The sequence below is a fragment of the Pandoraea sp. XY-2 genome (assembly GCF_004193915.1).
Taxonomy (GTDB): Bacteria; Pseudomonadota; Gammaproteobacteria; order Burkholderiales; family Burkholderiaceae; genus Pandoraea; species Pandoraea cepalis.
Window position 1 is genome coordinate 2,403,338 of the sequence record NZ_CP030849.1, and the last position, 23,968, is coordinate 2,427,305.

A 23,968-nucleotide genomic window follows, 5' to 3' on the forward strand; every position below is an offset into this window, starting at 1 on the left:
ACTCGCAGAATCGTGGCAAATTTGTGTCCATCTAGGCAGGTGCTGTTGTTACGTCGATCAATGGTATTTGGAGTTTCCCTACTGTTTCCCTGGCGCGTGGATGGTCCGCAGTAGCAGCTCTAGCGAACCAATGCTGGTGATCCCTTGGTGCCGAGAGGCAGATCGGTCAATGAGAACTGCCCGAATGCCTGCGGAATTGGCACCTGCGTAATCACCGGCGAGCGAATCCCCCACCATTACGGTGTGCTGGACGGCAACCCGAAGCTCGTCGCATGCCCGTTCGAACATTCGAGAATTTGGTTTGAGCCATCCGGATTCAAATGACCAGATGCAGGTCGTGGGCGTGATGGGCAAACAATCGAGCGCCGGTTGTGCGTACGGGCTCGTCAAATTGGACACTAGCCCGATCTTGACGCCCCTTGCTGCAAGGACTCGTAGGGTTTTGTCGGCATCGGGAAATAGCCTGATACTCGCCAGTTCGATCTGCAAGTCCCTTTCGAGTGAGGCCAACATGTCGGCGCCGGCATGGACGTGATTGGCCATATCCTCAAGCGTCATGCGACGCGTCATCACCATTTCAAGCGCTGCGCGCGGATCTGGTGACAGCTTCGCCAACTTCAAGAACGGGTGCTTTCTCCGACCGACGTTACAGAGGGTTCCGTAGGCGTCGAAAAGCACGGCGTCGATTGTCGCGGAATGCTCTTGCGGTGCAATTGGCATGATCGGCGTCCGAAGGTCTGCGGGCGAATCACAAAGACCGCGTGACATGTTCATGTGGGCATACCGGCCCATACTTGTTTCGAATCTATCTCCCTCTCCCCTGCCCGCTGCATTTCCGAACCTTACGCCTCGCTCGTCCGTCGCAAGGCTAACGCCACAGGTGTGAAATTCTAGCGAGTTCTTTTAGCAGTCTTTCGGCGGGAAGTCTGCCACGAGGTCCCAAGTATGCCAACGTCGAGGATGGAATGCTGTAAGGCTTGCCAAAGAGTGCCCAGTTGTTTCCCCCAGCATCTTCGACCTGTTGCAAAAATGTGTTCGCCAATCGCCGGGCACCTGCATGCAATAGTTGCTCGGCTGTGTGAGCATCCGATACTGCGGTCGCCAATGACGCCGCATCGCGGAACGCCTGCCGTGCGATCTGTTGAATCCCCACGAGACCCGTGCCAAGAAGGGGTTTCGACGTGGGATTGGCAGGCGCTTCTTCAACCGTCCACAAGTCGTCCGACGAAGTTTGGATGGCCATCAGACCGACCCAGTGGCTCAGCATTTCGGCTAATGGCGGCACCACGTAGACGATCTGACGATCGGGCAATCTGCGCCGAACTTTGAGCACAGTTTCATGCGGCTGAATGGAGAGGTCCGCGCCTGATAGTGCTTGAGCTTCGGGCAGGCTTAGCGTCCCGTAAAAGCAAAGCGATATCAGGAGTTCACGTCGCAACCCTTCCGGCGTGCCATCATTCTTAATCGCCTGCCAGAGATAGGCCATTGCAGAGGAACCAATAGGCTCGCTGCGAATTTGCTTTACGCTCCCTGCGATCAGCGGGTTGGCAAGGGCCAGCGGCCCGGTTTGATACGGACGGATTTCGTGACAGTTCGTGGCATACTGAATGCTGCTTAACCATTCGTAGAATAGGCGGACTGTGACCATTGTCGTGCGAATGCTCGATAGCGCGAGTGGGCCACGAAATGGTGCCCATTGTGCATCGGTGCCGTTGCCCATGATCCACAACGCCCGTGGATTGGGCTCCAGCAGGAAGGCCTCAAATGCATCAAAATCACTGCTGTCAAGCGAACTCATGGCCTTGCCACGTTGCACGTAAGCCCAATTTACAATTTTTTCGAGGGCGCGTTTGTAACTCGTGGCGGCTGCGGGATGATCCCGAAATGTATCCAACCACGCGTTGATGGCCTGCAGGTCATTTTGCAACGGTATCGACGGACCTTCCGGCGCGCGGAATGTGCCATCATGACCATCGAGTTCGGGCCCCGGATGCAAAAGCGCTAGGCGTTGCGGGCGATCCAGCTTGGTAGTGGACGCGGTATTTCGTTCCTCCACGCTCGTCGGTGGTGCGCTGATCTCGCGGTCTGTGCATTCAAAGTGCCTCGATAGGCGTGTGGCAACCGTCGGGATCGCGGCGACAAGCCACGATGCTAGATGAATCCATGTGTCATAGCCTTCGCCCGCGCAAACGAAGGTCCAGATCTGGGTCGCCATGCCGGGCGAATCCGATTCATACGCGTAGTTCAAGTGACGCGGCCACGGCGGATTTGCCGAATTGAGTTTCGGGCGAAATTCATTGAGCAGCTCCATCCATCGAGGGTTGCGGGGGCCTGGCGAATCCAGTGTTTTGATCTGGCTTTGCCAATGCACGCACACGGCGTAGTCAGCCAGAAAGCTCATTGCACAGTATGCGACCCATGTTTCCATCGTCACGATAACGTCGACCGGCCATGAAGCCATTCGACTGCGCAACGACGTCAGTGGCTTAGGCGCGCGTACGTCACGTGCTCTTTCGAATCGCTGTCGCCACAGAATATAGGCGCTGAGCTCAGGCGGCTCATCAGGAGGCGAGACGAGCATTGCGCCATCTTCATGTTGTTCGAGCCATCGCGTGACGTAGCTCCGATTTGATGCATCGCCACCGAGCCCGAGCGAGTTCCACAGCCAGCGGCGAAAGGCACGAAACAACGACACCATGTGTTTTTCGCGGACGTTGATCTGGCTGAAGGTCAAGGGGCCAGAAGACCGCAAGCTGCCAATGACGGCGATTTGTCTTGAGGGCGCTAGAAGCGATGCGGGCGTCCGTGACCCGCGGATGTGATTGAGCGCGTGAAATACCGATATCCTTCGCTCTCGCTCAACGTCCGAGAATGAACAAGACCAATTGGATTGATTTGGCCACGTGAGGCTTAGCGTGGCGAGCTCCGTTAGCCAGCGTGTCAACGACGCATATTCAGTCTCTGCAACAACAATGTCGGATAATGCGTTTCCCGTTGATGTTGGGCCCCAGGCGGCGCCGTACCAATGACCGCATGACGGGCAACTGAACGGCGCATCAAAAGTTGCATGTGTCAGTGCATATCGTGGCGTGCGAGCGCCACACTGAGGACAGTTTGAGCGTAGCGTATCCCCATGGATCGGGCATTTCTCCAGCGCTTCAATTTGACAGGCTGCATGATGAAACCCGAGGCTCAGGCAGGTCGGGCAAAATCTGAGCGTCTCGTCGCTGGCGAGCCCGCTTGCCCAGCGACCGGGTTCGGACTGTAGCACCCCGTCACGAATTTGCCGGATCAGGGCGCTTTCGGACTTGCGTTGCGTCATCCACTCCCCCCACAGCAATTCGCGGGGATGGCGCCGAGAGTAATCGTTGGGGGCAAGTGGTTTGCCGAATACGCTGGCACACAGTTCCGCGGCGCCCATGGCATTCGCAATCGCAAGCTTCCCCAAGCACGCATAAGCGCTCTCGCCTACGACAAACCACGCTGGCGCCCAGGCCAACCCGTCTCGCAGTGCACCGTGTGCTGCCTGGCCGCCGAGTGGGGTCATCAAGAGATTCATAGACCCGCCGGATCTTGCGAGAGAGTCGCCTCGAAGCCGCTGCGTTGTACCGCCTGGATCCATGCGTCTCTTGATGCCTGGAAATCTCTGCCATCGTCGTCCATGTGGGTGCACAGGAAGTCACGAATGGCCCCTCCGACCCATTTCATGCCGATTTCTGCGTCGTGGCCCGTGCGGTGGTTGCCGAAGGTGGCGAAAGCATCCCAGCATGCCGGTGCCTCACGCTGTATGCGCCAGCCGGCATCGTAGGCGCGCGGTAGGAAGAAGGAGGAGATGCATACCCCGCTGCGCGACGGAAATTCAAAGATGTCAGGATTGTCATAGCACTGCAGCGTTACAAGAAGATCCTGTTCCGAACGGACGCCATGAAATGCATAGGGCGAGAGCAGAAACCTGCCAATTAAGTCGGTTCGTTTCGCTGTGCGCAGCTCGGTTCGCAGCGTGTGGAGCTGGTGGTGACCGAACAGCACCACCACGAGGGAGATGCCCTGGCGCGTCAAGTCGTTGGACAAATCACGCATGTGCGTGAAATCCGCCGTTTTCCAGTTCTGAGCTTCGTCGACAAACAGCAGAATCCGGTCGCTCGCGTTCGTCTGCGCGGCCGCGAGCATCAGCGAAAAAACACGGATCCGGCGTGCGATTGCGGTCCCCGTGTTTGGGCTGCCATGGCCCAGATCCAGCAGGAGATCGGTGTATAGGGCGCGCTCGGTGGGATGGTCGTGCTCTTTCGCGCTCACGCGCAACCGAGGAACATTGGCGAAATGCTGTGTGACAGTGGTATCGATCAGGTTGATGGCGAACGTTTTGCCAAACCGTGATTCGGCAACGAAGCATACCCCCGATTCATAATGAATCAAGGCGTCTTCCACAATATCGAATGCCTCCTTGATCGCGGGCGTCGGCGCGATGACTTGGTCCTTGATCAATGGATGCACGTTTAGCTTTTCGTCCCGGAGCTGAAGAAGCTCGGGCAAAGTCATTCGCGTGCCTTGCGGTGGTTTCGTCGTTCTCATGATCTCTCTCCTAGCGCCCTTTCCACACCACTGGTTTGAGTCGATGTGTCAGCGAGCGAATGTGTGGCACTCGCGCAGGTCGCTTCGGCGCTGCTGTCGCGTCGATGGTGACGCCGCTCTCACGTGCCAGATTGGCAAGCTTGGTCGCGTCGCGAGATATCTTGGTTGGACGCTTGCGTGATTGTTCTTCGATACGTGTGGCTAGCGCTCGTGCAACTTCCTGCATGGGATCGTCATCTGGTGCATAGCGGTGCTCGTTGGCCTGAATCGTCCTCCGCATCTCCAGGGTGTGGGCATGTCGCCCCCACCCTGCGTGCAGTATTGTCAATTCGCCAAACGCAAAGCCATTGCTTAGATAGGCGTCGCATTTGCGCGCATCGCGCGGCACATGCACCACAATCCTCTTGCCGATTAAATGCCACGCGCTTTGCAGGTTCTCGTTGCTGTATCGTGCGCCGCCAAATTCGACATAGGGCCGCCGGCCCTGCCGTATCGCGCCACGGACGACGGGCGTGACGATCTCCACACCCAATGCGGGCGAGTTCCACGAGGGTGTAGGCAAGGCCGGCAGCAAGGGGCCATCGAACCCACGGTGAGCGAAGGCACGAAGCACCTCTAGTGGTGACTGTCCTCCGAGTGCCCGATGAGGGGTGGCGTTGTAGTTGGCACACAGTACGTCCGCGAGATAGAGCAGTTGCTGGTACGTGATCCCCAGTCGGCTCGCGGTACGCACCGGATCACGCGCACGCGTGTCGCCCGGATGTGACCCGGTTGTTGACGGCAGGCGATGGAAGCCTCGTGTTTCCAACGTTTTGAACCAGCGCTCAAGCAGCGCGTTGTGTCCCCAATCGGCCAGTCCACCATACGCGATGATGCAGCCGAGCCGACGACGCAGATGCTCCGCGATAACGTGGCTGTAGTGCTGCACCGCATTGTCCAGGTTCAGCACACAAGGGCTGCACTGGGCCAATTCGGGAATGAGGCCGGACGGAAATCCTGCGTCTTGGGCATATTTGACGCCCAATATAGACGCTTCCATCGGCTGCCACGGGACGTTTGCAGCAACGAAGGCCGCTTCTATCGTTTGGGCGGACGGCTGCGTAGCAATGCCGACAGCGTAGCCCAAGACGCACCTCGAGTAACTGTCCAGATAGGCAATAAGCCATAGGCGCTCGATGGGCACGAACTGGGGGCCTACCGGGCCGGTAATCTCCAGCGTGCCGATGCAATCAATTTTGTGCGCATCACACTGTGCAATGTCAAAGGGTGCCATCGCACAAATCGGTGAGCGACGGGCGGTACCAAAGCGCAGTTTGTAAGCGGCATTGTCGCCAAATCGGGCGTCGACGGCGCTGTGCGGCGAGCACTGGACAAGCTGAGTGACGTAGCGTGCCACGGATCTGCGCCCTTGGCTTTTCGTGTTCAGGGGGTAACTCCGCTGGGAGATGCCAGCGTCGAAACACCAGCCGCAGAGCCGCGTCCACGCTGTTTTTGCCGATACCCTAGCTTCGGCGACCTCCCCAGTAATGCGTCGGCCGAGAATGAGCGCGTCGAGTTTGTCTCGAATCTCAGGGTGCTCAGTCAGAAATTGCGTGAATGCGCCCGCGTGTCCGCTCCTGTCGGCGGGGCCCGGGAGTGATTTGTTTCGGTGATAGCTGCATGTGCGCGCCCCGCAAAGCAGCCCTGCCCAGCCGTACAGACGCCCATCGTCGGCGAGTGTCACGCACCGATTGAGTTGCCGTATCAACACACTGCGAGACACCTGCGCGATCTGTGCGGCGCGAGTGAGGTGGCCGGTTTCCAGATAGAATGCGATGCCGGCAGACAAGCGTTCGAAGCGATCTCGCACAGCATCAGTGAGCTGACTGGAGTCCACGCGTCGCCAGTCTTCGGTGTTGCGCCACTCCCATGGGAGGGTCCGGGCGGTCAGTGGCCTGCTCACGACGGCACTCCCGCGCGCACAAGTTCGGTGCGCAGCGAAAGCGGCTCGTTGCCCAATGCGAGCGCGAGGCATCCGCTTTGAACGAGTCGAAACGCCGCAGCGATGTAAGTGTCACCCCGGCCAACTTCGTCCAACCGTGCGACATCCTTTAGCGAGATGGCATGCCCCGTGTCGAGCAGTGCCCCGACGGCCATGGATTCATGCGTCAATGGTATGCCGCGATACAGTGCAAGCCAGTGAATAATGCGCAACCAGTTGTGAAGATGTGCGCTATCGGCATGTAGGTCGTGCTCACGCAGGCGACAGTGCTGGGCCTCATATGCTTGGGCAAGTCGCGCGCGGGCTTGCTCTTTTGCCGGGTCAGTTGCTTCCCCCAGGCAACGCCACTCCCACGTCCCGTCGTGTCGGCGTACTTCCGCACACCAGGCGATCAATGAGCTGCGTGGGTCAGTCGATAACTGACGCGGCGCCGGCGCGTAGTTCACGGAAACGATGTCCGGCGTCGACTCAGCCAGTACAAAGTGGGCCAATTCCAGCTTTCCACTCAGCGCCCAGTCGCGATCCGATTTTGGACTGTAGACGTAGCAGAGGTTGGCTTTGCGATGCCCGCGCTTGTCATACGCGTCGGCCAGTGCCGCGCGCATGCGAGTCCCTGGGCGTGCGTTGGCCGTGGGCTTTGAGGTAGTGCTGGACATGGCGGGTCTCCCACGCTCAGTGGCGAGACGCACGTCTCATGAAGGTCGTACCACAGCGCTCCCCACGTGACGAAAGCAGGATGCACCAATCCAGCCTTGACATGGCCGCCTATGCGACCTATGTTCAAAGCGAGTGCCCCACCGGTCAAGGGGGTGTGCTAGCGGTAATCAACGGGTTCTGTCGCGCCAACGGCAGAGCCCGTTTGTATTTTCATGTTGGCGCTCGTATGCGTCTCCTTTCGGATCGTTGTGATCCGCTTCCTATATCGATAGGTCGTAACTCGCGCAAGGTCAAGTCCGGCGCTCGGTTGTGCGACTCGGTTGTGCCATCCAACAAGCCGCGAACGCGGGCTACAGGTGTTCGCCAAACGCCTTGTCCATGTCCTCAGCCCGCTTGCGTCTCTCGGGGTGCAAGTATTGTGAGGTGGTGGCCAGGCTCGCATGCCCCATCTGGTCTTTCACCACGTCGAGCGCAGCACCCCGCGCCACGGCGTGTGTGCCAAAGGTGTGCCGCAACCAATGGGGGGTGGCTTGGCGGATCTGATGGGCTGCCCCTGGATTGACCGTTTCATAAACGCTTGCCGCCTCAGCAAGCGTTTGGCGAAGCATATGGGCGAGTCCATTGGGTGACAGGGGCTGACGTGGATGGCGCTGCGCGTCCTTGCCCAGGCGGCCGATGAGCGGGACATCTGGATCGATGTGGTCTGCCACGTCCCCCATACCACGCTGCGCAAGATAGCGTTGCAGCATTTGCACCAAGGTCGTAGCCAACTCGACCACCCGCGTATGCTCACCTTTGCCCGTGACGACCAGACGCCAGCGCATACCGAGCCCGTCGAGGTTCTCGCATGACAAGTCCCGCACGCGTGCACTGGCAAGCTCAGATAACCGCAGGCCAGTGGCATAGGCAAAGCGCAGCACGAACTGACGGCGTTGGGCTACCGGATCGGCGGGGTCGAGCCGGTCTAGGTAGTCCTTGAGCAATCCCCAGTGGCCCTGGGACAGACTGCGATCGCGGTTAGCACCACGATGCGGGTGCCCCGGTTTCGGTTTGGCGATGAGCAGCCACGGGTTGTAACGCAGGTACTGCACCGCCATAAGCCAGTTGGTCATGCGCTGCAGCACCGTCATCGACAGGCGAATGCTCGCCGGCGCGAGTGCGCTTGCGAAGGGGCGCCACGTGGCGCTGTAGCGAGGCAGGTGTCGTGATGCAATCCAGTGTGGCGGGGGCGCGGCGAGAAACTCTCGGTAGGCCGCGCAATCCTGCACGTCCACATCGGACAGCGCCTTACCCCGCTCGAACCAAGCCCAGTTCAAAAAGCGCTCGGCGTGACTGCGATACGAGCGCCACGTATTGCCACCGATCGGGTGCAGCGTGGCGAGCCAGGCCTGCACGGCGCCGAGATCGTGCGTGACAACGAGCCGACAAGTGCTCCCCATCAAGCGATTGTGACCATCTTGTCCGTCCAATCCCGTCGGGACGCTCAGGAACTCAAGGGGCGCTACACCGCCCAGTTGCGGTCGTAACAAACGCTGCACGTCAAGCCCCGCAGCGCGGCGCGGCACCAAGGCGTAGGCAGGTACGCTCTGTCCTAGCGAGCCCTCGTGGGCGTCTAACCATCGCTGCAGGCGACCGGCTGCGACCGGCCCCAAGCGGTGTACGCGGGCGTGCCAGCTCGGTCCATGCGTACGAATAAAGGCAATCAGATCCAGCAGCGAGAGGATGCCGGCGGCCTCCAGTCGCCCGGCAATCGCTCTATGGAACCAGCCGCGCACGTGGTGATGCACTTGTGGCTTGACGGCCAATAACTGCTGCAGGCGGGCCAGCGCTCGCAATTGGCCCGCCCGCAAGCGGTCGTTGCGCGCTTGACGCCGGTCGGTGCGCACCTCCGGGTGCGCTTCTTGAAAGAGCGCCAGCAGCTCCTTTTGACTAAAGCACTCGTAGGGATCGTAGGCTTCGGCAAAGGCTTCCAACGTGGGCACGCAGCTCGCGGATGCCGCATCACCGGACACCAATGATGGGCCGATGAGCACTTGTGGTGCGATGCCGAGGACTCGTGCACCGGTGTAGTCCCGCTCGCGGCGTGCGGCGGTGACCAATTGCTCACGTATCCAGCGCAGCGTCGTTCGAGCCCGGCGCAGATCGAGGCCGGTCTCCAGGTACTGGTCGGCCAAACGCTCGAGCGGCAAGCCTTCCAGATAACCCCGGAAGAACGCGAAGTGTTCGAGGCCGAGGTGCTCGCGGGTGGCCGGAAACGGGACGGCGCGTCCCTCGGTGCTGATGAAGGCGACGTCCGCCGCGTCGGATGTGTGGGATTTGGCGTGGTGCATGGTCTTGCGCGGATTAGCTGTGTTGCGGGGGCGCTCCCCCAACTCGTGCGTGACTCACGGGGCCATCGCACGACGACGCCCTACCCGGCTAACCAGGGGGTGCCGCGCAGAACGCCGCTAGGGCGTTGATTCGCAAGAGGATAGCGCTCGGACCTTGCGCCGGTGTCAGATTTATTCGACAAAATCCGCACTGATGCTTATGGCACTAATCATCAGTCAATTTTGAGAAATATTTCCGATGGATGTTCTGACCCCCGATGGGCTTGGGCGTGATTTCTCATGGATGCGTTGGCGCGTTGATTACTTCGGCTGAATCAGGTTGCGAGCGAGGGCCCGGGCGCGAATTTTGATGATCGCAATATCGCCAACGCTATGCATAGGCCCCGCTCTGCATCCGTGCCAGGAGTGCCGACAAAAGCTCCTGCCCCAAAATCGTGTCTGAAAATTCCGCGGGACACCGGCCGCCAAGTGCCGGGGTTGGTTGCTGTAACCACTGGCCGGTCCAACGAGGCGGATCGAACCCGTCTGCCTGCCCCGACTGGACAACCATGGCCTCAACTTGCCCGATTAACCGGACAAGGCCAAGGACACGTTCGGCCTGGTCGACGGACAGGTGCTTCCGTTGCTTCACCTTGCGGTCGATTGCGGATCGCGAGAATCCTAGCGCTTTGACGAGGAATTCCTTGCTGATGTGCATGCGGTTTGCCACGCGCAGCACGTCACTTGCTCGCACGCCGTTCCTAATTCGTAAAACGCGCTCATGTATCGTGGCTTGGTACATTGCCCGAGCCTCGGAGAGGATGGACGTTGCGCGTTTGCCTCCCCTGTTGCCCTTAGGGGAATTCCACGTTGCAGGGGCTGCCATTTTGTCTTAGCGGGAGAGATACATGAACACGGCGAACACGAAGGCGATGGCAATCACACCCGCCCAACATTTCTGCGCTCCGGGACTGGATTGATTAATCGCGTCCGCAAGGTGGCTTCTTCTACGATACCTTCGACGTGCCATTTGCAGTGCGCTCCAAGGTGTCAGATTGTAAAATCTGGCGACGTGCCAACGATTCGATATTGGCAGTCTGCCGGCGAGCGTGTGTAAGGACTTTACGCCACATCCGTGCAGAATGGGGCTTGAAGCCTAACCCATTGAAACATCAATCTTGTCGCCAACAGCCCACCCGATTGCTTTCAAGACCTCGGCAAGTGGTCGACGCGATACATCAGCAATGCCGTCGGGAACTGGAACAAGACATGTTCGGCACAGCCGACGTATGGAACGTAAGGTAACTGGCCCATGGGGATGTTCGCAAGTTCATTGTCGGAGTCTGACAGGGGGGGCCATGACGCAAAAATTTTTTCCGAACCCGTTGCCTACGCCCACGCTACCTATTCCTCATCGACACCTTGTTGCATTTCGGTAGGCAGTCGGTCAAACGCATCGCGACGTGGCGAATCGACTACCAATCGGCTCGACCGCATAGCGCCTTTGGGCAACTGGCGCCGGTCTAATTCCGGTAACTGCATCAACCGAAAGCTGGCCAGCCAGCCAACTTACGAATGGTGTACGCGGCTGGGTAAGGTCAAAAGGGTGCGATGACTTGGCCCAACAACTCGCGGTCTACACCGCGCGGAAAATGACCGACAAGGCCTCGTCGCTGGAGCAACCTCCGGCTTGACGTCGCCGAGAAGGTCTGAACCGGCCTATGGGAATTTTCTGCTGCCGCGATAGCCTGGATTACTGGTCGTAATCGACGGGTTATTTGGGGACGTATACCGAGCAACAAATGGCTCGTTCGAGATCCCCACGCTGGGAGCCTCGACAGGAAACGAAACCTCTCGTACTGGATCAAGTTTTTGGACGAGCGTCAGTATGGCTTGGCCTTCTCCGCACGGCATTTCTCGAGCTCACGCGACAGTGCATCAATCTCCGACTGCATGTTGGCTGCTCGCTTGAGCAGTTGCCCCACCCGAAACCAATACTCATCACCCAAGTCGCCATCCGCCGAGGCGAGTTCGTGCAACTTGCGAAGTGCAATGGCCAGATCGATCTGATTCTCCGAAGACATCGACATGCTCCTTTTGTCGGCCCACATGCTACGTTCCCGTGCGAAATTCGGGTGGCGCGCACTTACGAGTTTATGTTCTCGGACCAGCTTGCCTGCCTCGAGTTTGAACTCTCGGTCGAGCACTCTTCTCGTTCCCAACGGCCATCTCCGATTTCGCCTTCACATTTTGACAAGGTGTTTTTGCAAACGGTAGCAGCCGAGTGTGGTCGATGTGATCTGCTCGGCTAAATCCGAACCAGTTTGACTGTTGGTTTTCAGGCAAAGCATCGCGCACACCGCCGGAACCACGGATTTGGCCATTTGGCCGCGACGCTTCCAACGGCGTGGCTTTCCCAGTCGCCATAGACGATCCGAGAGCGATTTAACCAACAGACTTGCCGCTACCCGCAGCATCCGCACTGCTGCTGGATCGGCGGACATTTGACCGAGCCGAACGAGCAGAAGACGCAACAGTCACCGGAGTTGGGGCGCAACAGCATCATGCAGTGACTGCACTCGTAGTAATACTGGCAGGCGTTGGTGGGCATGGTTTCGTGTTGGGCAAAACCGCAATGCGGGCAGGTCAACAAGGACTCGAGGATGACGGCGTTCATCGCGGCCTCACTTGCGAACGGCGGACGGATAGCCCGCGTTCCCCGTCGCTTGCGTCAACGCCTGCGGCTGGGCCTCGTCGGGATCGTAGGTGACGGTGGCGGTCTTCTTGTCGAAATCGACCTTGACGGTGCGGACACCGGTCACCCGCTTTAATGACTTCGTGACCGTTATCGGACACAGATCGCACGTCATGTTCTGCACGTCAAGCGTGACCGTCTCCGGCGCGCCAGCCAGTGCCGCCAGAGGCAAGGCCGCGAGCACGGTCATCAGCAGTTTGCGCATGGAAACTCCCTTTCATTTCAGTAGAGCAACGGTGCGAGCCAAGGCACGGCCAAGAGGCCGAGCAGCGAGAGGGCAATGATCCAGAACACACGTCGCTGACGATGGATCGGACGAAGATTTGCGCAGGGCATGTCGGGCGCGCAGACCTGCGGCACCCCATAGAGCTTGCGGAAGGCCAGCCCGAGAAACAGCAGCGTCAGGCCGATGAAGAAGGGCCGGTACGGCGCCATCGCCGCCAGGTTTCCGATCCATGTGCCACCGACGCCAAGTGCGAGCAGCACAAGCGGACCGACACAGCATACCGATGCGCCCACGGCGGACAGCACGCCCGCAATGAGCGAACCTTTCCCGCTGAGTCGCGCCATACGCTTCTCCTTGAATTAGTTTGCGTTGGTGATACTCTAAATCCCGTACTTAAGTACGGAGTCAAGGAGACATGTCGTGGCAACACTGAGTATCGGCAAGTTGGCCGAGGCTGCCGGGGTGAACATCGAGACGATCCGGTATTACCAACGGCGCGGCCTGCTGGAGGAACCACCCAAGCCGCCAGGCGGGCATCGTCGCTATTCAGCAGAGCAGCTCAAGCGGGTGCGCTTCATCAAGCGAGCGCAAGCGCTGGGTTTCACGTTGTCTGACGTTGGCGGCCTGCTGGCGCTCGATGCAGCGTGCGCCTGTAAGGAGACGCGGGCGTTGGCCGAGCGCAAGTTGGCACTCATCGAGCGGAAGATAATCGACCTTGCCGCAATGCAAAAGGCGCTGGGCGCGCTGGTGCAGCAATGTGATGCGGGTGGCGGCGGGCCCAACTGTCCGATCATTGATGTGCTGGCTGGAGAATGAGCCTGAGCGCGCGAGTCCGTCGCCCCGCTGCCGCCGAGGGTGTGTTGATTGCCGCGCGCATGCATCGCTGTCGCAACTGTTCGACGCGTTGTTATGGCGGTGGCCGAGGCAGACCTGCAATGAAACCGCGTTGTCCGCACACTACGCATTTCCCGGCAACGCCACCGGCTGTGGATGTCAACGCCACGCAATGTGCAACGGTCTATAGTTCAAATGTGCAATTAAGGGACGGACCGTCCCGGGCGGTTCCCGAATTTTGGCGGGTCGACATGATGATTGCGATCATCATCTGCAAAGTGTGGCTGGTGCTGCTGCTCGGGGCAATTCCTTCCGAACCGACAGTACCGGGTGCCGACATCGGATCAGCCACGTTTTCCGGCGTCGTTGCCGACATGCCCCGCTAGCGCGAATTCAAAGCGTCCGGAGCAGACTCTGGACACCCGCTTCGCCTTCCAATCTCTCCACGCTCGTGCTGCCGTCGGGGTCATTCCGCTCACGGCAGCCCCGCGCTTGCCATGAACTGCTTTCACGGCCATAGGATGCAGTTCAAAGTGTCCGAGTGCGCCAGCGCGGTACAAACATCGGCACGCGCTCGCGGTAGTCCGCATACGCCCGCCCAAAACGCTCCATCAATCGAGCCTCTTTTCGCGTTGCTAGGCGCACATAGGCAAACACGATAGCCGGGGCCAGTCCCAGCGTGAAATGAGGGGTATACGGATTCTGTGGTTGGTTTCGGCTTGTGCGGCGCAGCAGTGGCTGAAGTGGGGCAATCGTTGATTCCGAGGGCACAAAACGGCCATTAGCGACCGCCCGCGAGCACTGCAACGGAGACATCCGAATGTTTCCTCCGTACTGCCAAGCTGGCATTCCATTCGAAAGCACCACACCCGGCAGGTTGAAACTTTCTGGCGCGAAGCGTCGCACTGGCAACGCTCCATTCAACCCTCGTTTGATAGAAACGTATACCCCCGTACCCTATATGTAGTAAGATAGCCCCCTACACTATTTGGGGGCTGGCCGTGAGCCATACGATTCGCGAAAAGCAGAAGCTGCTCAACCGGGTTCGCCGTATCAAGGGCCAGGTCGAGGCCATTGAGCGAGCACTTGAAGAGGAGCGTGGATGTATGGATGTGCTTCAGCTCATCACTAGCAGCCGGGGTGCAATGAACGGGCTGCTCGCGGTCGTTCTCGAAGACCACATCCGCACGCATCTCGTCGACGCAGAACCGCACGACGACGAGCACGGCAGCGGCACCGAGCAACTGATCGAAGTGGTGCACAGCTACTTCAAGTGAGAGAGATATGAGCAAATTTGAGGACGCCGCTTTCGGGGCGGGACACGATCACATTTTTCTGGGCGCAGCCCACGAAGACAATGAGCGCAGAACCTGGATGGTGATTGCGCTGTGCAGTGCGATGATGGTGGCTGAAATTGTCGGCGGGAGTCTTTTTGGCTCTCTCGCACTCGTCGCCGACGGTCTGCACATGTCAACGCACGCTGGAGCGATGCTCATCGCCGCTTTGGCTTATACGTACGCCCGCAAGCATGCTGGCGACTCCCGCTTCGTATTTGGCACCGGCAAGCTGGGAGATCTCGCGGGCTTTACCAGCGCCATCGTACTCGCGATGATCGCGCTGCTGATCGCGTACGAAGCTGTTTCGCGCTTTCTCTCGCCCGTGCCCATCCACTTTGGTCAGGCGATCCCCATCGCCGTACTTGGACTGCTGGTTAATCTTGCGAGCGTCTGGCTGCTAAGCGGCGATCACCACGGCCATGGACATAGCCACGGGCATAGTCATGGCCACAGTCACGAGGAAGAGGTGCATCGCATCTTCGGTAGCGCCGGCGTATTCGCCTTATCGGTCTTCGAAGACGGGGTGCCGCCTGTCTTCCGCATTGCACCAGAAACGGACTCTTCGAAGCTCAACGCCGATGCTGCTTCGGTTACGACGATCCGCCCCGACGGCACGCGCCAGACGTTCGCACTTGTCGATCGCGGTGGCTATCTGGAGTCGAAGGACCACATTCCTGAGCCCCATGCATTCAAGGCCGTTGTCCGCCTGCCCGATGGTGAACATCAAGTCTTGTTCGAAGAACACGAGCACGCCGATGCTCAGGATGGAGCAAACCGTGACCACAACATTCGCTCGGCCTACATTCACGTGATTGCCGACGCGGCGGTTTCCGTGCTGGCGATTATTGGACTGCTGCTTGCGCGTGCTTTCGGCTGGGTCTGGATGGACCCACTTGCGGGTGTGATCGGCGCACTGGTGATTGCGAACTGGTCGTGGGGCTTGATGCGCGATACGGGCGGCATCCTGCTCGACATGAATGCGGACAAGCGTATGTCCGAGAACGTCCGTCATGTCATCGAAGACAACGGCGATACCGTGCTCGATCTCCATGTCTGGCGCGTCGGTCCGGGGCATATGAGCGCGATCGTTGCGGTGGCCACCGATGAATCGCGGCGCAACCCGAGCTTCTACCGCGCAGCACTCAAGCGCTTCAAGGGACTGTCGCATGTGACGGTCGAAGTGAACCCGACCCGCGCAGTGGCCTGAGTGATGCCAGTCAAATCGCCATGCATCGATGTCTGTGCGTTCGATGGTAAGACCGGGCTTTGCATCGGCTGCTTTCGGACGCCCGACGAAAGCAGCGGCTGGAAGAAAATGACGACCGCCGGCGTCATCAGATACTCAATGAGAAGACCCGGCGACAGGCGAAGGTAGCACGTGAGGTAAAGGTCGCTGAGGTGAAAAGCTGAAGGAATAGACGCGTTCCCCGGCACTGCCTGGGGGGGGCGGAGTGCACCGTATTGCGGACGTTTGAGCGGGGAGCTTGTCACTGGCAGAAACGGCCTAGGGTGTGAGGAAACGCCGATTGATCCGCAGCATACGCGGCGGCCTGCGAGTCCTGCCTTGTTTTACTGTTTCCGCGGTCAATTTGGTGACGACGATCTGCTGAACGGCTCTGATGCCCTCCGCACCGTCGTCTTCGGTCCGCTCGGAAGGCGCAAAGGGCGGGTGCTTACGCACCCGTCAGCCGCATTGCTTTCATCGTTTTCGAGAACCCCAGTGTTTTCAGCACTCGCTTGAGGTTGTAGGCGAGCACATCCAAGCTCATCTCGGTGCCCACGTTGGCCAGCCTGCGTGCCAGGAAGTGTGTGTAGCCCATCCAGTGCTTGAACGTCCCAAAGACATGTTCGACCGGTTCGCCTGCGTACTGTCATCGCATCCGGAGTCTTGTCGAGCTAGCGTTGGACGGCTTCAAGCACAGTCTCATGCTCCCATCGGGGGATTCGTCGTTCGGGGCTCGGCGTGCACTGTGACTTTATCGCGCATTGAGAACAGGCGCTGCTCCAGTAGCGGCGCAGTTGCAAACCGTTTTCCCCCGGCTAAGGATTAGTTATCGATATATGGACAGCGCCGAACTCTCATGATTGCGTGCATGTGGAGGCTCGAATGATGTCCATGGGCATCGCCGAATGAGTTGCTGAATGGAGGCATGCGGTGGTGCGCAACATTGGGCTCGTGAACTGACCAAACTGGGACATCAGGTCAGGTTGCTCTCACCGAGATTTGTGAAGGCATTCAACATCGGCAACAAGAGCGATGCGGCGGACGCGCGAGCGATCTGGCTAGCTGTCCAACAGCCGGGCAAGCACGTTACCGTAAAGACCGAAACGCAGCAGGCAGTACTTGCCATGCATAGGGTTCGGGAGCGGCTTCTACCTCGGGCTGACCGGGGTCGCTTGCGGCTGGTACTATCGCAAGGTGCTGACGCAGGGTCCGTGGGCCGTCGTGACCCATGTCATCTGGCCGGTGGCAAGCGGGCTCTTCCTCTTTTTCATCGCGGTCTACAGCATCCCGACCTTCGACTGGGCCACCAATGTCGTCGGCATGGCCGGCATTCTCATCGGTATCGTTCCGCTGCTGCTGAACCGCAAAAAGATCTGGGTAGCCCGGCGAGGCTGATCCGGCTGGGCGCCTGGCATTGGCCGCACGGGTCACCCGCTGACCCGTGCGAGCGGTGGAATTCGCGCATCGCCTCCCCGCGGCTGTCTTCATCATGACAAATTCGTCATTTTGCCGTCATGTTATCGATGGCAGCGCCCGGATAATCTTGCCCCATACCGCAAGGTACCGACCGGGCCAGTACCGCGGTACCGACTGACGGACATCGCTCCAAATGGCGTTGTCGAAACAATCGGATACGGATACATGCAAACGCACTTCGGCAGACGCACCTTCGTGAAGGGATTGGGGGCCGCCGGCCTTGCCGGCGGGCTTGGCCTGTGGCGTCCCCCAGTCTGGGCGATCTCGAGCCCGGGCCAGCCCCATGTGCTCACGGGCACCCAGTTTGATCTCGATATTGGTCAGACCCCCATCAACATTACCGGCCAGACACGAACGGCCACACTGATCAACGGCACCCTGCCCGGCCCGGTCCTGCGCTGGCGTGAAGGCGATGACGTTACCCTGCGCGTCGCGAACAAGCTTCAGGCGCAGACTTCCATTCACTGGCACGGCATCCTGCTGCCGAGCAACATGGATGGCGTTCCGGGGCTCAGCTTCAACGGTATCGACCCCGGCGAAACGTTCACCTATCGCTTCAGGGTGAAGCAACACGGCACCTATTGGTACCACAGCCATTCGGCCTTGCAGGAGCAGACGGGCGTGTACGGCCCGTTGGTCATCGACGCGAAGGATCCGGAGCCGTTCAAGTATGACCGGGATTACGTGGTCATGCTTTCCGATTGGACGGATGAAGACCCGCGGCGAATCCTGGCAAAGCTCAAGAAGCAGTCCAATTACTACAACTTTCACCAGCGCACGATCGCCGACTTCTTTCACGACGTCAGAACCCAAGGGTGGAGCGCGACGATCGCCGACCGAAAGATGTGGGCAGAGATGCGCATGAGCCCGACCGATCTGGCGGACGTCAGCGCCTACACGTACACGTATTTGATGAACGGGCAGGCGCCCAACGGCAACTGGACGGGCATCTTTTGCCCGGGCGAGCGCATCCGCCTGCGCTTTATCAATGGGTCGGCCATGACCTATTTCGACGTGCGAATCCCCGGCCTGAAGATGACGGTCGTGGCGGCCGATGGGCAATACGTCAATCCGGTCAGCGTGGATGAGTTCCGGATCGCGGTCGCCGAAACGTACGATGTGATCGTTGAACCGGCAAATGGATCGGCTTATACGATCTTTGCTCAGTCGATGGATCGAACCGGCTTTGCCCGCGGCACGCTGGCCGTGCGCGAAGGCTTGGCGGCCGAGGTGCCCTCCCTCGACCCGCGCCCGCTGCTCACGATGGATGATATGGGCATGGGCGGCATGGATCACAGCGCAATGCCCGGCATGGATATGTCGAGCACGAGCGACGAAGCGATACAGACCATGGATGGCACGCCTGCCAAGGATCCCAACGCCATGCCGGGCATGGATATGTCCAGCATGAGCGGTGAAAACCTGCAGACCATGGACGGCACGTCGGGCACGGATTCGGGGGCGATGCCGGGTATGGACGGCATGTCGGGATCGGCCACCGGCGCTGCGGCGGGCATGTCTGGCATGGATCACGGAGCCATGTCCGGCATGGGCGCCATGGGTGCGATGCAATCGCATCCCGCAACGGAAAGCGGAAATCCGCTGGTCGATGCGCAAGCCATGAGCCCCACGCCACGTCTCTCCGATCCGGGGATCGGACTGCGCAACAACGGACGTCGCGTGCTTACCTATGCCGACCTCAAGAGCGCATTTTCCGATCCCGACGGACGTGAACCGACGCGCACGATCGAACTGCACCTGACCGGCCACATGGAAAAGTTCGCCTGGTCGTTCGATGGCGTAAAGTTTGCGGACGCGAAGCCGATTCGCCTCAAGTACGGCGAGCGGGTCAGGCTGGTGCTGGTCAACGACACGATGATGACGCACCCGATTCATCTCCATGGCATGTGGAGCGATCTGGAGGACGAAGAAGGAAAGTTCATGGTGCGCAAGCATACGATCGATATCGCCCCGGGGTCGAAGCGAAGCTATCGCGTCACGGCCGACGCCCTTGGGCGGTGGGCCTATCACTGCCACCTGCTTTTCCATATGGAGACGGGGATGTTTCGCGAAGTACGCGTGGAAGAATGATGCGAATGGATAAACCGATGTCGTCGACGATCCCGCGGCGCCTCCACCCAATCGCCCTGGCCTTCGGCGTGGCGGCCGCCTTCGCTCACGCCGTTCCTGCCCTTGCGCAGTCGGCGGCTTCCCCGGCGCACGCGCACGATCAGGCCGCGTCGGGGGACGTGGAGATTCAACCCATGCAACCCGCCGCATCGACCCCGACCGCGTCTCCGGTACCGCCGCTCACCGACGCGGATCGCAATGCCGTATTCCATGGCGGGCATATGCACGATATGGGCGACGCGCAGATCAACTACCTGGTGCTGTTCGACAAACTGGAATGGCAACGCGCCGGCGGCGGCAATGCGTTGAACTGGGAAGGGACAGCCTGGGTGGGCGGCGATATCGACCGCTTGTGGATCCGTTCGGAAGGCAAGCGGACGGGACATGGTTTGGAGGGCGCGGAAGTCCAGGCGCTTTGGGGTCATGCGATCAGTCCATGGTGGGACGTGGTCGGGGCGTTCGCCACGACTTCAAGCCGGGACGGTCCCAGACGTGGGCCGCGTTAGGCCTGCAGGGGCTCGCGCTGTACAACTTAGACGTGGAGGCAACCGCCTATGTCGGTCAGGCCGGGCAGACCGCCGCCAGGCTGGAAGGCAAATACGAGTTGCTCATTACCAACCGACTGGTGCTTCAACCGACTGCGGAAATCAATATCTACGGCAGGAACGATGCGAGCCGGGGTATCGGTGCGGGCCTGTCGTCCACCTCGCTCGGCTTGCGCCTGCGATATGAACTCGATCGCCAGTTCGCCCCTTATATCGGCGTCAACTGGGACCGAAGCTACGGAAATACGGCGCGTTTCGCCGAGCAAGAGGGCCAGCGACGCAGCGAAGTGTCCTTTGTCGCTGGCGTTCGCGCCTGGTTCTGAGTCGGCGTTCGCACGTCCGGCGCACGACGTCCCCCCCCCCCCTTTTTTGCCTCACCCATTACCCACGGAGTTACCGATGAATCTTCGACACGTCGCCTCTCGCCTCGCGGTGATCGCCGCCACTGGAGCCCTTGCCTCGGTCGCCTATGCGCATCCCAAGCTGTTGTCCTCGACGCCGCAGGAAAATGCCGAAGGCGCTGCCCCGGAAAAGATCGAGCTGCACTTTTCCGAGAACCTGATGACCCAATTTTCCGGCGCGGCGCTCGTCATGACGGGCATGCCGGGCATGTCCAGCCATGCGCCGATGCGGGTTGCCGCAAAGGTGTCGGGCAGCGACGATCCCAAGGTCATGGTCATCGCGCCGTCGCAACCCCTGCCGGCCGGCACCTATCGCGTCGACTGGCGCGCCATTTCTTCCGACACGCATCCGGTGACCGGGAAGCTTTCGTTCACGGTGAAGTGATCGGCATGGACAGTTGGGTCAACATCGCCGTCCGGTTCGCGCTCTACCTGGATCTCATGCTGCTTTTCGGATTGCCGCTCTTCGGGCTCTACGCGTTGCGGCGCCATGAACGACATTCCACGGATTTCGTGAGGCCGCTGCGCTCGCTGCTCGTGGCGCTGGTTGCCATCGGCATCGCGTTGTCTGTCGGCAGCATGATCGTAATGGGCAAAGCCATGACCGGCGCGTCCGATTACGCCTCGATCGGGGCGCACGCGTTTTCGATGCTGATCTCCGGTACGGCCTTCGGCGCGGCGTGGCTGGCTCGCATCGCCGCCCTGGCGGCAAGTCTTGCCGCCGCGCTCGCCCTTGCACGCCGCCCTACGACGTCGCTGGCGGTGGCCACCGTCTCCGGCGGTATCGCGCTGGTTACGCTGGCCTGGGGCGGACACGGGGTGATGGACGAAGGGGACAAAGGTGTCCTCCACCTCACGTCCGATGTCTTCCACCTCATTGCGGCCGCCGGATGGGTGGGCGCATTGACGGCATTCGGGCTGCTACTGCGCGTGGATCATTCGACGCCGCAAGCGCGCATCGCCCTGTTGAGCCGGACGCTGAACAGTTTTGCGGTCGTGGGCGCCATGATCGTCGTGACGCTCGTCGCCACCGGACTGATCAACTACGGCATGATCGTCGGTCCCACGTTGAGCGGTCTGTTCACCACCTCCTATGGGCAGTTGCTCGTCGTGAAGCTGGCACTCTTTGGCCTGATGCTCGGCCTCGCGGCGGCGAATCGCTACCATTTGGCGCCCTTGCTCGAGATCCGGGTACAAAGCGGGGATTTCCAGGGGGCGATATCCGCGCTGCGCCGGAGTCTCTTTATCGAAGCCAACGCTGCCACGGCGATCCTCGCTGTGGTCGCGGCGCTAGGCACGTTGAGCCCCGAATGACCGGGAGGGACGCCGCGGCATGCGCCGCGGACGTCCAGGCCGGGCATGGGATAATGCCTCGCTGCGCGGATGACGCCCACCCACGGCCCTGGCGGCATCGGCCGCCGGCCCGCCCAATTCTGATATGCGCATACTCATAGTCGAAGACGAGCCCAAAATGGCCGCCTACCTCAGGAAGGGTCTGATGGAGGCAAGCTATACCGTCGACACGGCGAACAACGGCAAAGACGCGTTGTTTCTCGCGTTGCATGAAGATTTCGATCTGATCGTGCTTGACGTGATGCTCCCGGAACTGGATGGCTTCGAAGTCCTCAAGCGCCTGCGGATACAAAAGCAGACGCCCGTGCTTCTGCTGACGGCGCGGGACACCGTGGAAGACAAGGTGACCGGCCTGGAGCTGGGTGCGGACGACTATCTGTCGAAACCGTTCGCCTACGCGGAATTCCTGGCCCGGATTCGATCACTCCTGCGGCGTGCTCCACGGGGTGTGCGAGACACGCTGGTCATCGCGGATCTTGAAATCGACCTGATCAAGCGCCGTGTGCGCAGGGGGCAGATCCGGGTCGACCTCACGGCGCAGGAATTCTCTCTGCTTCAGTTGCTGGCCGAGCGCCAGGGCGAGGTGCTGACGCGAACGTTCATTACCTCGCAGATATGGGACATGAACTTCGACAGTGACACGAACGTCGTTGATGTCGCCGTCAAGCGGCTGCGCGCCAAGATCGACAATGCCTTCGAGAACAAGCTGCTGCACACGGTCCGTGGGATGGGCTACGTGCTCGAGGATCGCTCGTGAGCTTCGACGCCAGGCCCTACTCCCTGCTGCGCCGTCTGACGGTGGCGTTTTCGACGGTCGCCATACTCGTATTCGCCCTGGTGGGCACGTTCCTCTATGATTCGTTGGCCACCGAGCTGCAGCGGCGCGACGACATCGAAATTACCGGCAAGCTGAACCAGTTCCTCCAGCTCATTCGCGATCAGGGCTCGATGGCGGCGGTACGGTCCAATCCCACGCTCTTCCACGAGGTGCTGCTCTCGCACCCAGGGGTTTATCTCGGCATCTTTGACGAGAACAACACGCCGTTGGTGGAACACTCGGACTTGGATGCGGTGGACCTGTTGCCCGTCGTGACATCGCACCACGCGTTGGGCGTGCCCTATACGTGCGAGCCCGAGGGAATCGGTCTGTCGCGATGCATCTCCGGGCAGGAGGTGTTGCCGGGGGGCGGCACGGTTCGCGTCTCGCTCGTGCGCACGGCGTCCGATCGCCGATCGCTGCTCGACAGGTACCGCATTGACGTACTTCTTGCGATGGCCGCAGGGGCGGTGCTGGTCGGCACATTGGGGTATGCCATTGCCAGTCGCGGGTTCCGGCCGGTGAGGAGCATCGGTCGCCAGACCTCTCGCATCGAAGCGCACAATCTCGGCGAGCGACTCGACATTCGCGGTGGACCGCTGGAACTTCAGGACATCGCACTGTCTGTCAATCGGATGCTGGACCGGCTGGAACGCGCGTTTGTGAGGCTTTCGCAATTCTCGTCCGATCTCGCGCACGATATGCGCACGCCGCTTGCCAACGTCATCAGCTCATCGCAAATCACGTTATCGCGCACGCGCACGATCGAGGAGTACGAGGCGCTTATCGACTCCAACATCGAAGAATGCGAGCGGCTCCAGCGCATGACGGAGAATATGCTGTTCCTCGCTCGCACCGATAATGCCACACAGCACTTGGCGCTTGGCACGCTCGATGCGCAAAGCGAACTGCTCAGGCTTGCGTCTTACTTTCAGGGACTGGCGGAGGAGGCTGGCGTCGACATCGTTGTCGAGGCAGACGCACGCATCTGGGCGGACGCGGGCATGTTTCGGCGTGCTGTGAGCAACCTCGTATCGAACGCGCTGGCGCATGCCATTGCCGGCACCGCCATTACGCTTTGCGCCCGTGAATCCTCGCGCCACGCCATCGTCAGCGTGATGAACCTCGGGGAGTGCATCGCCCCCGAACATATCGAGAAAATCTTCGAGCGCTTCTATCGCGTCGATCCGTCTCGCCACGGATCCGCGAAAAACACGGGGCTTGGCCTGGCGATCGTCAAATCCATCGTGGAACTTCACCGCGGCAAGGTCGATGTCGTGAGCTCGGAGGGCAAAACCACCTTCACCTTGCGGTTTCCGCGTCAACCGGGCGCATAACGGCGCCCACTCG

The 23,968-nt window shown here is 60.2% G+C and carries 23 protein-coding genes and 4 pseudogenes; 14 read left to right on the forward strand and 13 right to left on the reverse strand.

Annotation, left to right across the window (positions count from 1 at the left end; genetic code table 11):
• Positions 1 to 78 precede the first annotated feature (78 nt).
• The 12 genes from DRB87_RS10920 to DRB87_RS10970 all read right to left on the reverse strand — a co-directional run bounded on the left by DRB87_RS10920 (position 79) and on the right by DRB87_RS10970 (position 12,844).
• Positions 79 to 720, reverse strand: coding sequence for an HAD family hydrolase (locus DRB87_RS10920; protein ID WP_165385282.1), 642 nt, complete (start codon positions 718 to 720; stop codon positions 79 to 81).
• Between the two features lie 148 nt (positions 721 to 868).
• Positions 869 to 3,559 carry a hypothetical protein gene (locus tag DRB87_RS10925; RefSeq protein WP_130025918.1) on the reverse strand — a complete coding sequence of 897 codons (2,691 nt, stop codon included), beginning with the start codon at positions 3,557 to 3,559 and terminating at the stop codon, positions 869 to 871.
• Positions 3,556 to 4,572 carry an ATP-binding protein gene (locus DRB87_RS10930; RefSeq protein ID WP_130025919.1) on the reverse strand — a complete coding sequence of 339 codons (1,017 nt, stop codon included), beginning with the start codon at positions 4,570 to 4,572 and terminating at the stop codon, positions 3,556 to 3,558. The genes DRB87_RS10925 and DRB87_RS10930 overlap by 4 nt, the downstream gene beginning before the upstream one ends.
• 10 nt (positions 4,573 to 4,582) lie before the next feature.
• The gene (locus tag DRB87_RS10935) at positions 4,583 to 6,448 is read right to left on the reverse strand and encodes a hypothetical protein (protein ID WP_130025920.1); all 1,866 of its coding nucleotides are present in this window, start codon (positions 6,446 to 6,448) and stop codon (positions 4,583 to 4,585) included.
• A 62-nt stretch (positions 6,449 to 6,510) separates the two neighbouring features.
• Positions 6,511 to 7,158, reverse strand: a complete 648-nt coding sequence (locus tag DRB87_RS10940) for a hypothetical protein (RefSeq protein WP_130025921.1) — start codon at positions 7,156 to 7,158, stop codon at positions 6,511 to 6,513.
• Between the two features lie 402 nt (positions 7,159 to 7,560).
• Positions 7,561 to 9,540, reverse strand: a complete 1,980-nt coding sequence (locus tag DRB87_RS10945) for a tyrosine-type recombinase/integrase (protein WP_130025922.1) — start codon at positions 9,538 to 9,540, stop codon at positions 7,561 to 7,563.
• A gap of 370 nt (positions 9,541 to 9,910) precedes the next feature.
• Positions 9,911 to 10,237, reverse strand: coding sequence for an antitoxin Xre/MbcA/ParS toxin-binding domain-containing protein (locus DRB87_RS10950; RefSeq protein WP_094067662.1), 327 nt, complete (start codon positions 10,235 to 10,237; stop codon positions 9,911 to 9,913).
• Positions 10,238 to 11,402: 1,165 nt separating this feature from the next.
• Positions 11,403 to 11,603 carry a hypothetical protein gene (locus DRB87_RS10955; RefSeq protein WP_039830432.1) on the reverse strand — a complete coding sequence of 67 codons (201 nt, stop codon included), beginning with the start codon at positions 11,601 to 11,603 and terminating at the stop codon, positions 11,403 to 11,405.
• Between the two features lie 159 nt (positions 11,604 to 11,762).
• A complete protein-coding gene (locus DRB87_RS23025; protein WP_165385207.1) occupies positions 11,763 to 12,023 on the reverse strand; it encodes a hypothetical protein in 261 nt (86 codons plus the stop codon).
• The gene (locus tag DRB87_RS23520) at positions 11,984 to 12,196 is read right to left on the reverse strand and encodes a GDCCVxC domain-containing (seleno)protein (protein WP_083902328.1); all 213 of its coding nucleotides are present in this window, start codon (positions 12,194 to 12,196) and stop codon (positions 11,984 to 11,986) included. Before DRB87_RS23520 ends, DRB87_RS23025 begins: the two co-directional genes overlap by 40 nt.
• Positions 12,197 to 12,203: 7 nt before the next feature.
• Positions 12,204 to 12,479 (reverse strand): mercury resistance system periplasmic binding protein MerP, encoded by a 276-nt coding sequence (merP, locus tag DRB87_RS10965; RefSeq protein WP_094067661.1) that lies wholly within the window; start codon positions 12,477 to 12,479, stop codon positions 12,204 to 12,206.
• Positions 12,480 to 12,496: 17 nt separating this feature from the next.
• Positions 12,497 to 12,844: a mercuric transporter MerT family protein gene (locus DRB87_RS10970; protein ID WP_094067660.1), complete on the reverse strand. Its 348-nt coding sequence runs from the start codon at positions 12,842 to 12,844 to the stop codon at positions 12,497 to 12,499.
• Positions 12,845 to 12,920: 76 nt separating this feature from the next.
• Between DRB87_RS10970 and merR the strand changes: the two genes are divergently transcribed.
• The 5 genes and pseudogenes from merR to DRB87_RS10990 all read left to right on the forward strand — a co-directional run bounded on the left by merR (position 12,921) and on the right by DRB87_RS10990 (position 16,081).
• A complete protein-coding gene (merR, locus tag DRB87_RS10975; RefSeq protein WP_017234406.1) occupies positions 12,921 to 13,316 on the forward strand; it encodes an Hg(II)-responsive transcriptional regulator in 396 nt (131 codons plus the stop codon).
• Positions 13,317 to 13,585: 269 nt separating this feature from the next.
• A complete protein-coding gene (locus DRB87_RS23945) occupies positions 13,586 to 13,720 on the forward strand; it encodes a hypothetical protein (RefSeq protein ID WP_017234407.1) in 135 nt (44 codons plus the stop codon).
• A gap of 615 nt (positions 13,721 to 14,335) precedes the next feature.
• A complete protein-coding gene (locus tag DRB87_RS10980) occupies positions 14,336 to 14,611 on the forward strand; it encodes a metal/formaldehyde-sensitive transcriptional repressor (RefSeq protein WP_017234408.1) in 276 nt (91 codons plus the stop codon).
• Between the two features lie 7 nt (positions 14,612 to 14,618).
• Positions 14,619 to 15,878: a CDF family Co(II)/Ni(II) efflux transporter DmeF gene (gene dmeF, locus DRB87_RS10985; RefSeq protein WP_130025923.1), complete on the forward strand. Its 1,260-nt coding sequence runs from the start codon at positions 14,619 to 14,621 to the stop codon at positions 15,876 to 15,878.
• 3 nt (positions 15,879 to 15,881) lie between these two features.
• Positions 15,882 to 16,081 (forward strand): annotated as a pseudogene (locus DRB87_RS10990) (DUF1289 domain-containing protein).
• 263 nt (positions 16,082 to 16,344) lie between these two features.
• Here DRB87_RS10990 and DRB87_RS10995 read toward each other — a convergent pair.
• Positions 16,345 to 16,705: pseudogene (locus tag DRB87_RS10995) on the reverse strand (transposase); the annotation flags it as partial.
• Between the two features lie 108 nt (positions 16,706 to 16,813).
• On the opposite strand from DRB87_RS10995, the pseudogene DRB87_RS11000 reads away from it, so the two are divergent.
• From DRB87_RS11000 to DRB87_RS11035, 9 genes and pseudogenes are all read left to right on the forward strand, one after another.
• Positions 16,814 to 17,047 (forward strand): annotated as a pseudogene (locus tag DRB87_RS11000) (IS110 family transposase); the annotation flags it as partial.
• Positions 17,016 to 17,291, forward strand: a pseudogene (locus DRB87_RS11005) (APC family permease); the annotation flags it as partial. The pseudogenes DRB87_RS11000 and DRB87_RS11005, both read left to right, overlap by 32 nt.
• Before the next feature lie 246 nt (positions 17,292 to 17,537).
• Positions 17,538 to 19,463 carry a copper resistance system multicopper oxidase gene (locus DRB87_RS11010; RefSeq protein ID WP_130025924.1) on the forward strand — a complete coding sequence of 642 codons (1,926 nt, stop codon included), beginning with the start codon at positions 17,538 to 17,540 and terminating at the stop codon, positions 19,461 to 19,463.
• A gap of 17 nt (positions 19,464 to 19,480) precedes the next feature.
• Positions 19,481 to 20,008 (forward strand): copper resistance protein B, encoded by a 528-nt coding sequence (locus DRB87_RS23950; protein ID WP_255501472.1) that lies wholly within the window; start codon positions 19,481 to 19,483, stop codon positions 20,006 to 20,008.
• Positions 19,939 to 20,370 carry a copper resistance protein B gene (locus DRB87_RS11015; protein ID WP_255501473.1) on the forward strand — a complete coding sequence of 144 codons (432 nt, stop codon included), beginning with the start codon at positions 19,939 to 19,941 and terminating at the stop codon, positions 20,368 to 20,370. Before DRB87_RS23950 ends, DRB87_RS11015 begins: the two co-directional genes overlap by 70 nt.
• A gap of 76 nt (positions 20,371 to 20,446) precedes the next feature.
• Positions 20,447 to 20,833, forward strand: coding sequence for a copper homeostasis periplasmic binding protein CopC (copC, locus tag DRB87_RS11020; protein WP_094067656.1), 387 nt, complete (start codon positions 20,447 to 20,449; stop codon positions 20,831 to 20,833).
• Positions 20,834 to 20,838: 5 nt separating this feature from the next.
• Positions 20,839 to 21,762, forward strand: coding sequence for a copper homeostasis membrane protein CopD (copD, locus tag DRB87_RS11025; RefSeq protein ID WP_094067772.1), 924 nt, complete (start codon positions 20,839 to 20,841; stop codon positions 21,760 to 21,762).
• 124 nt (positions 21,763 to 21,886) lie between these two features.
• The gene (locus tag DRB87_RS11030) at positions 21,887 to 22,558 is read left to right on the forward strand and encodes a heavy metal response regulator transcription factor (RefSeq protein WP_094067655.1); all 672 of its coding nucleotides are present in this window, start codon (positions 21,887 to 21,889) and stop codon (positions 22,556 to 22,558) included.
• Positions 22,555 to 23,955: a heavy metal sensor histidine kinase gene (locus DRB87_RS11035; RefSeq protein WP_094067654.1), complete on the forward strand. Its 1,401-nt coding sequence runs from the start codon at positions 22,555 to 22,557 to the stop codon at positions 23,953 to 23,955. Before DRB87_RS11030 ends, DRB87_RS11035 begins: the two co-directional genes overlap by 4 nt.
• The last annotated feature ends 13 nt before the right edge of the window (positions 23,956 to 23,968 follow it).

Excerpts from the sequence above, each read along its gene's own strand:
- copD (WP_094067772.1), top strand. The coding sequence starts at position 20,839 with ATGGACAGTTGGGTCAACATCGCCGTCCGGTTCGCGCTCTACCTGGAT.
- DRB87_RS10950 (WP_094067662.1), bottom strand. The coding sequence starts at position 10,237 with ATGCACATCAGCAAGGAATTCCTCGTCAAAGCGCTAGGATTCTCGCGA.
- merP (WP_094067661.1), bottom strand. The coding sequence starts at position 12,479 with ATGCGCAAACTGCTGATGACCGTGCTCGCGGCCTTGCCTCTGGCGGCA.
- copC (WP_094067656.1), top strand. The coding sequence starts at position 20,447 with ATGAATCTTCGACACGTCGCCTCTCGCCTCGCGGTGATCGCCGCCACT.
- DRB87_RS10925 (WP_130025918.1), bottom strand. The coding sequence starts at position 3,559 with ATGAATCTCTTGATGACCCCACTCGGCGGCCAGGCAGCACACGGTGCA.
- DRB87_RS11015 (WP_255501473.1), top strand. The coding sequence starts at position 19,939 with ATGGTGGGACGTGGTCGGGGCGTTCGCCACGACTTCAAGCCGGGACGG.
- dmeF (WP_130025923.1), top strand. The coding sequence starts at position 14,619 with ATGAGCAAATTTGAGGACGCCGCTTTCGGGGCGGGACACGATCACATT.
- DRB87_RS23520 (WP_083902328.1), bottom strand. The coding sequence starts at position 12,196 with ATGAACGCCGTCATCCTCGAGTCCTTGTTGACCTGCCCGCATTGCGGT.
- DRB87_RS23945 (WP_017234407.1), top strand. The coding sequence starts at position 13,586 with ATGATGATTGCGATCATCATCTGCAAAGTGTGGCTGGTGCTGCTGCTC.
- DRB87_RS10955 (WP_039830432.1), bottom strand. The coding sequence starts at position 11,603 with ATGTCTTCGGAGAATCAGATCGATCTGGCCATTGCACTTCGCAAGTTG.
- DRB87_RS11010 (WP_130025924.1), top strand. The coding sequence starts at position 17,538 with ATGCAAACGCACTTCGGCAGACGCACCTTCGTGAAGGGATTGGGGGCC.
- DRB87_RS10940 (WP_130025921.1), bottom strand. The coding sequence starts at position 7,158 with ATGCGCGCGGCACTGGCCGACGCGTATGACAAGCGCGGGCATCGCAAA.
- DRB87_RS10970 (WP_094067660.1), bottom strand. The coding sequence starts at position 12,844 with ATGGCGCGACTCAGCGGGAAAGGTTCGCTCATTGCGGGCGTGCTGTCC.
- DRB87_RS11030 (WP_094067655.1), top strand. The coding sequence starts at position 21,887 with ATGCGCATACTCATAGTCGAAGACGAGCCCAAAATGGCCGCCTACCTC.
- DRB87_RS10945 (WP_130025922.1), bottom strand. The coding sequence starts at position 9,540 with ATGCACCACGCCAAATCCCACACATCCGACGCGGCGGACGTCGCCTTC.
- DRB87_RS23025 (WP_165385207.1), bottom strand. The coding sequence starts at position 12,023 with ATGTCCGCCGATCCAGCAGCAGTGCGGATGCTGCGGGTAGCGGCAAGT.
- DRB87_RS23950 (WP_255501472.1), top strand. The coding sequence starts at position 19,481 with ATGTCGTCGACGATCCCGCGGCGCCTCCACCCAATCGCCCTGGCCTTC.
- DRB87_RS10930 (WP_130025919.1), bottom strand. The coding sequence starts at position 4,572 with ATGAGAACGACGAAACCACCGCAAGGCACGCGAATGACTTTGCCCGAG.
- DRB87_RS10920 (WP_165385282.1), bottom strand. The coding sequence starts at position 720 with ATGCCAATTGCACCGCAAGAGCATTCCGCGACAATCGACGCCGTGCTT.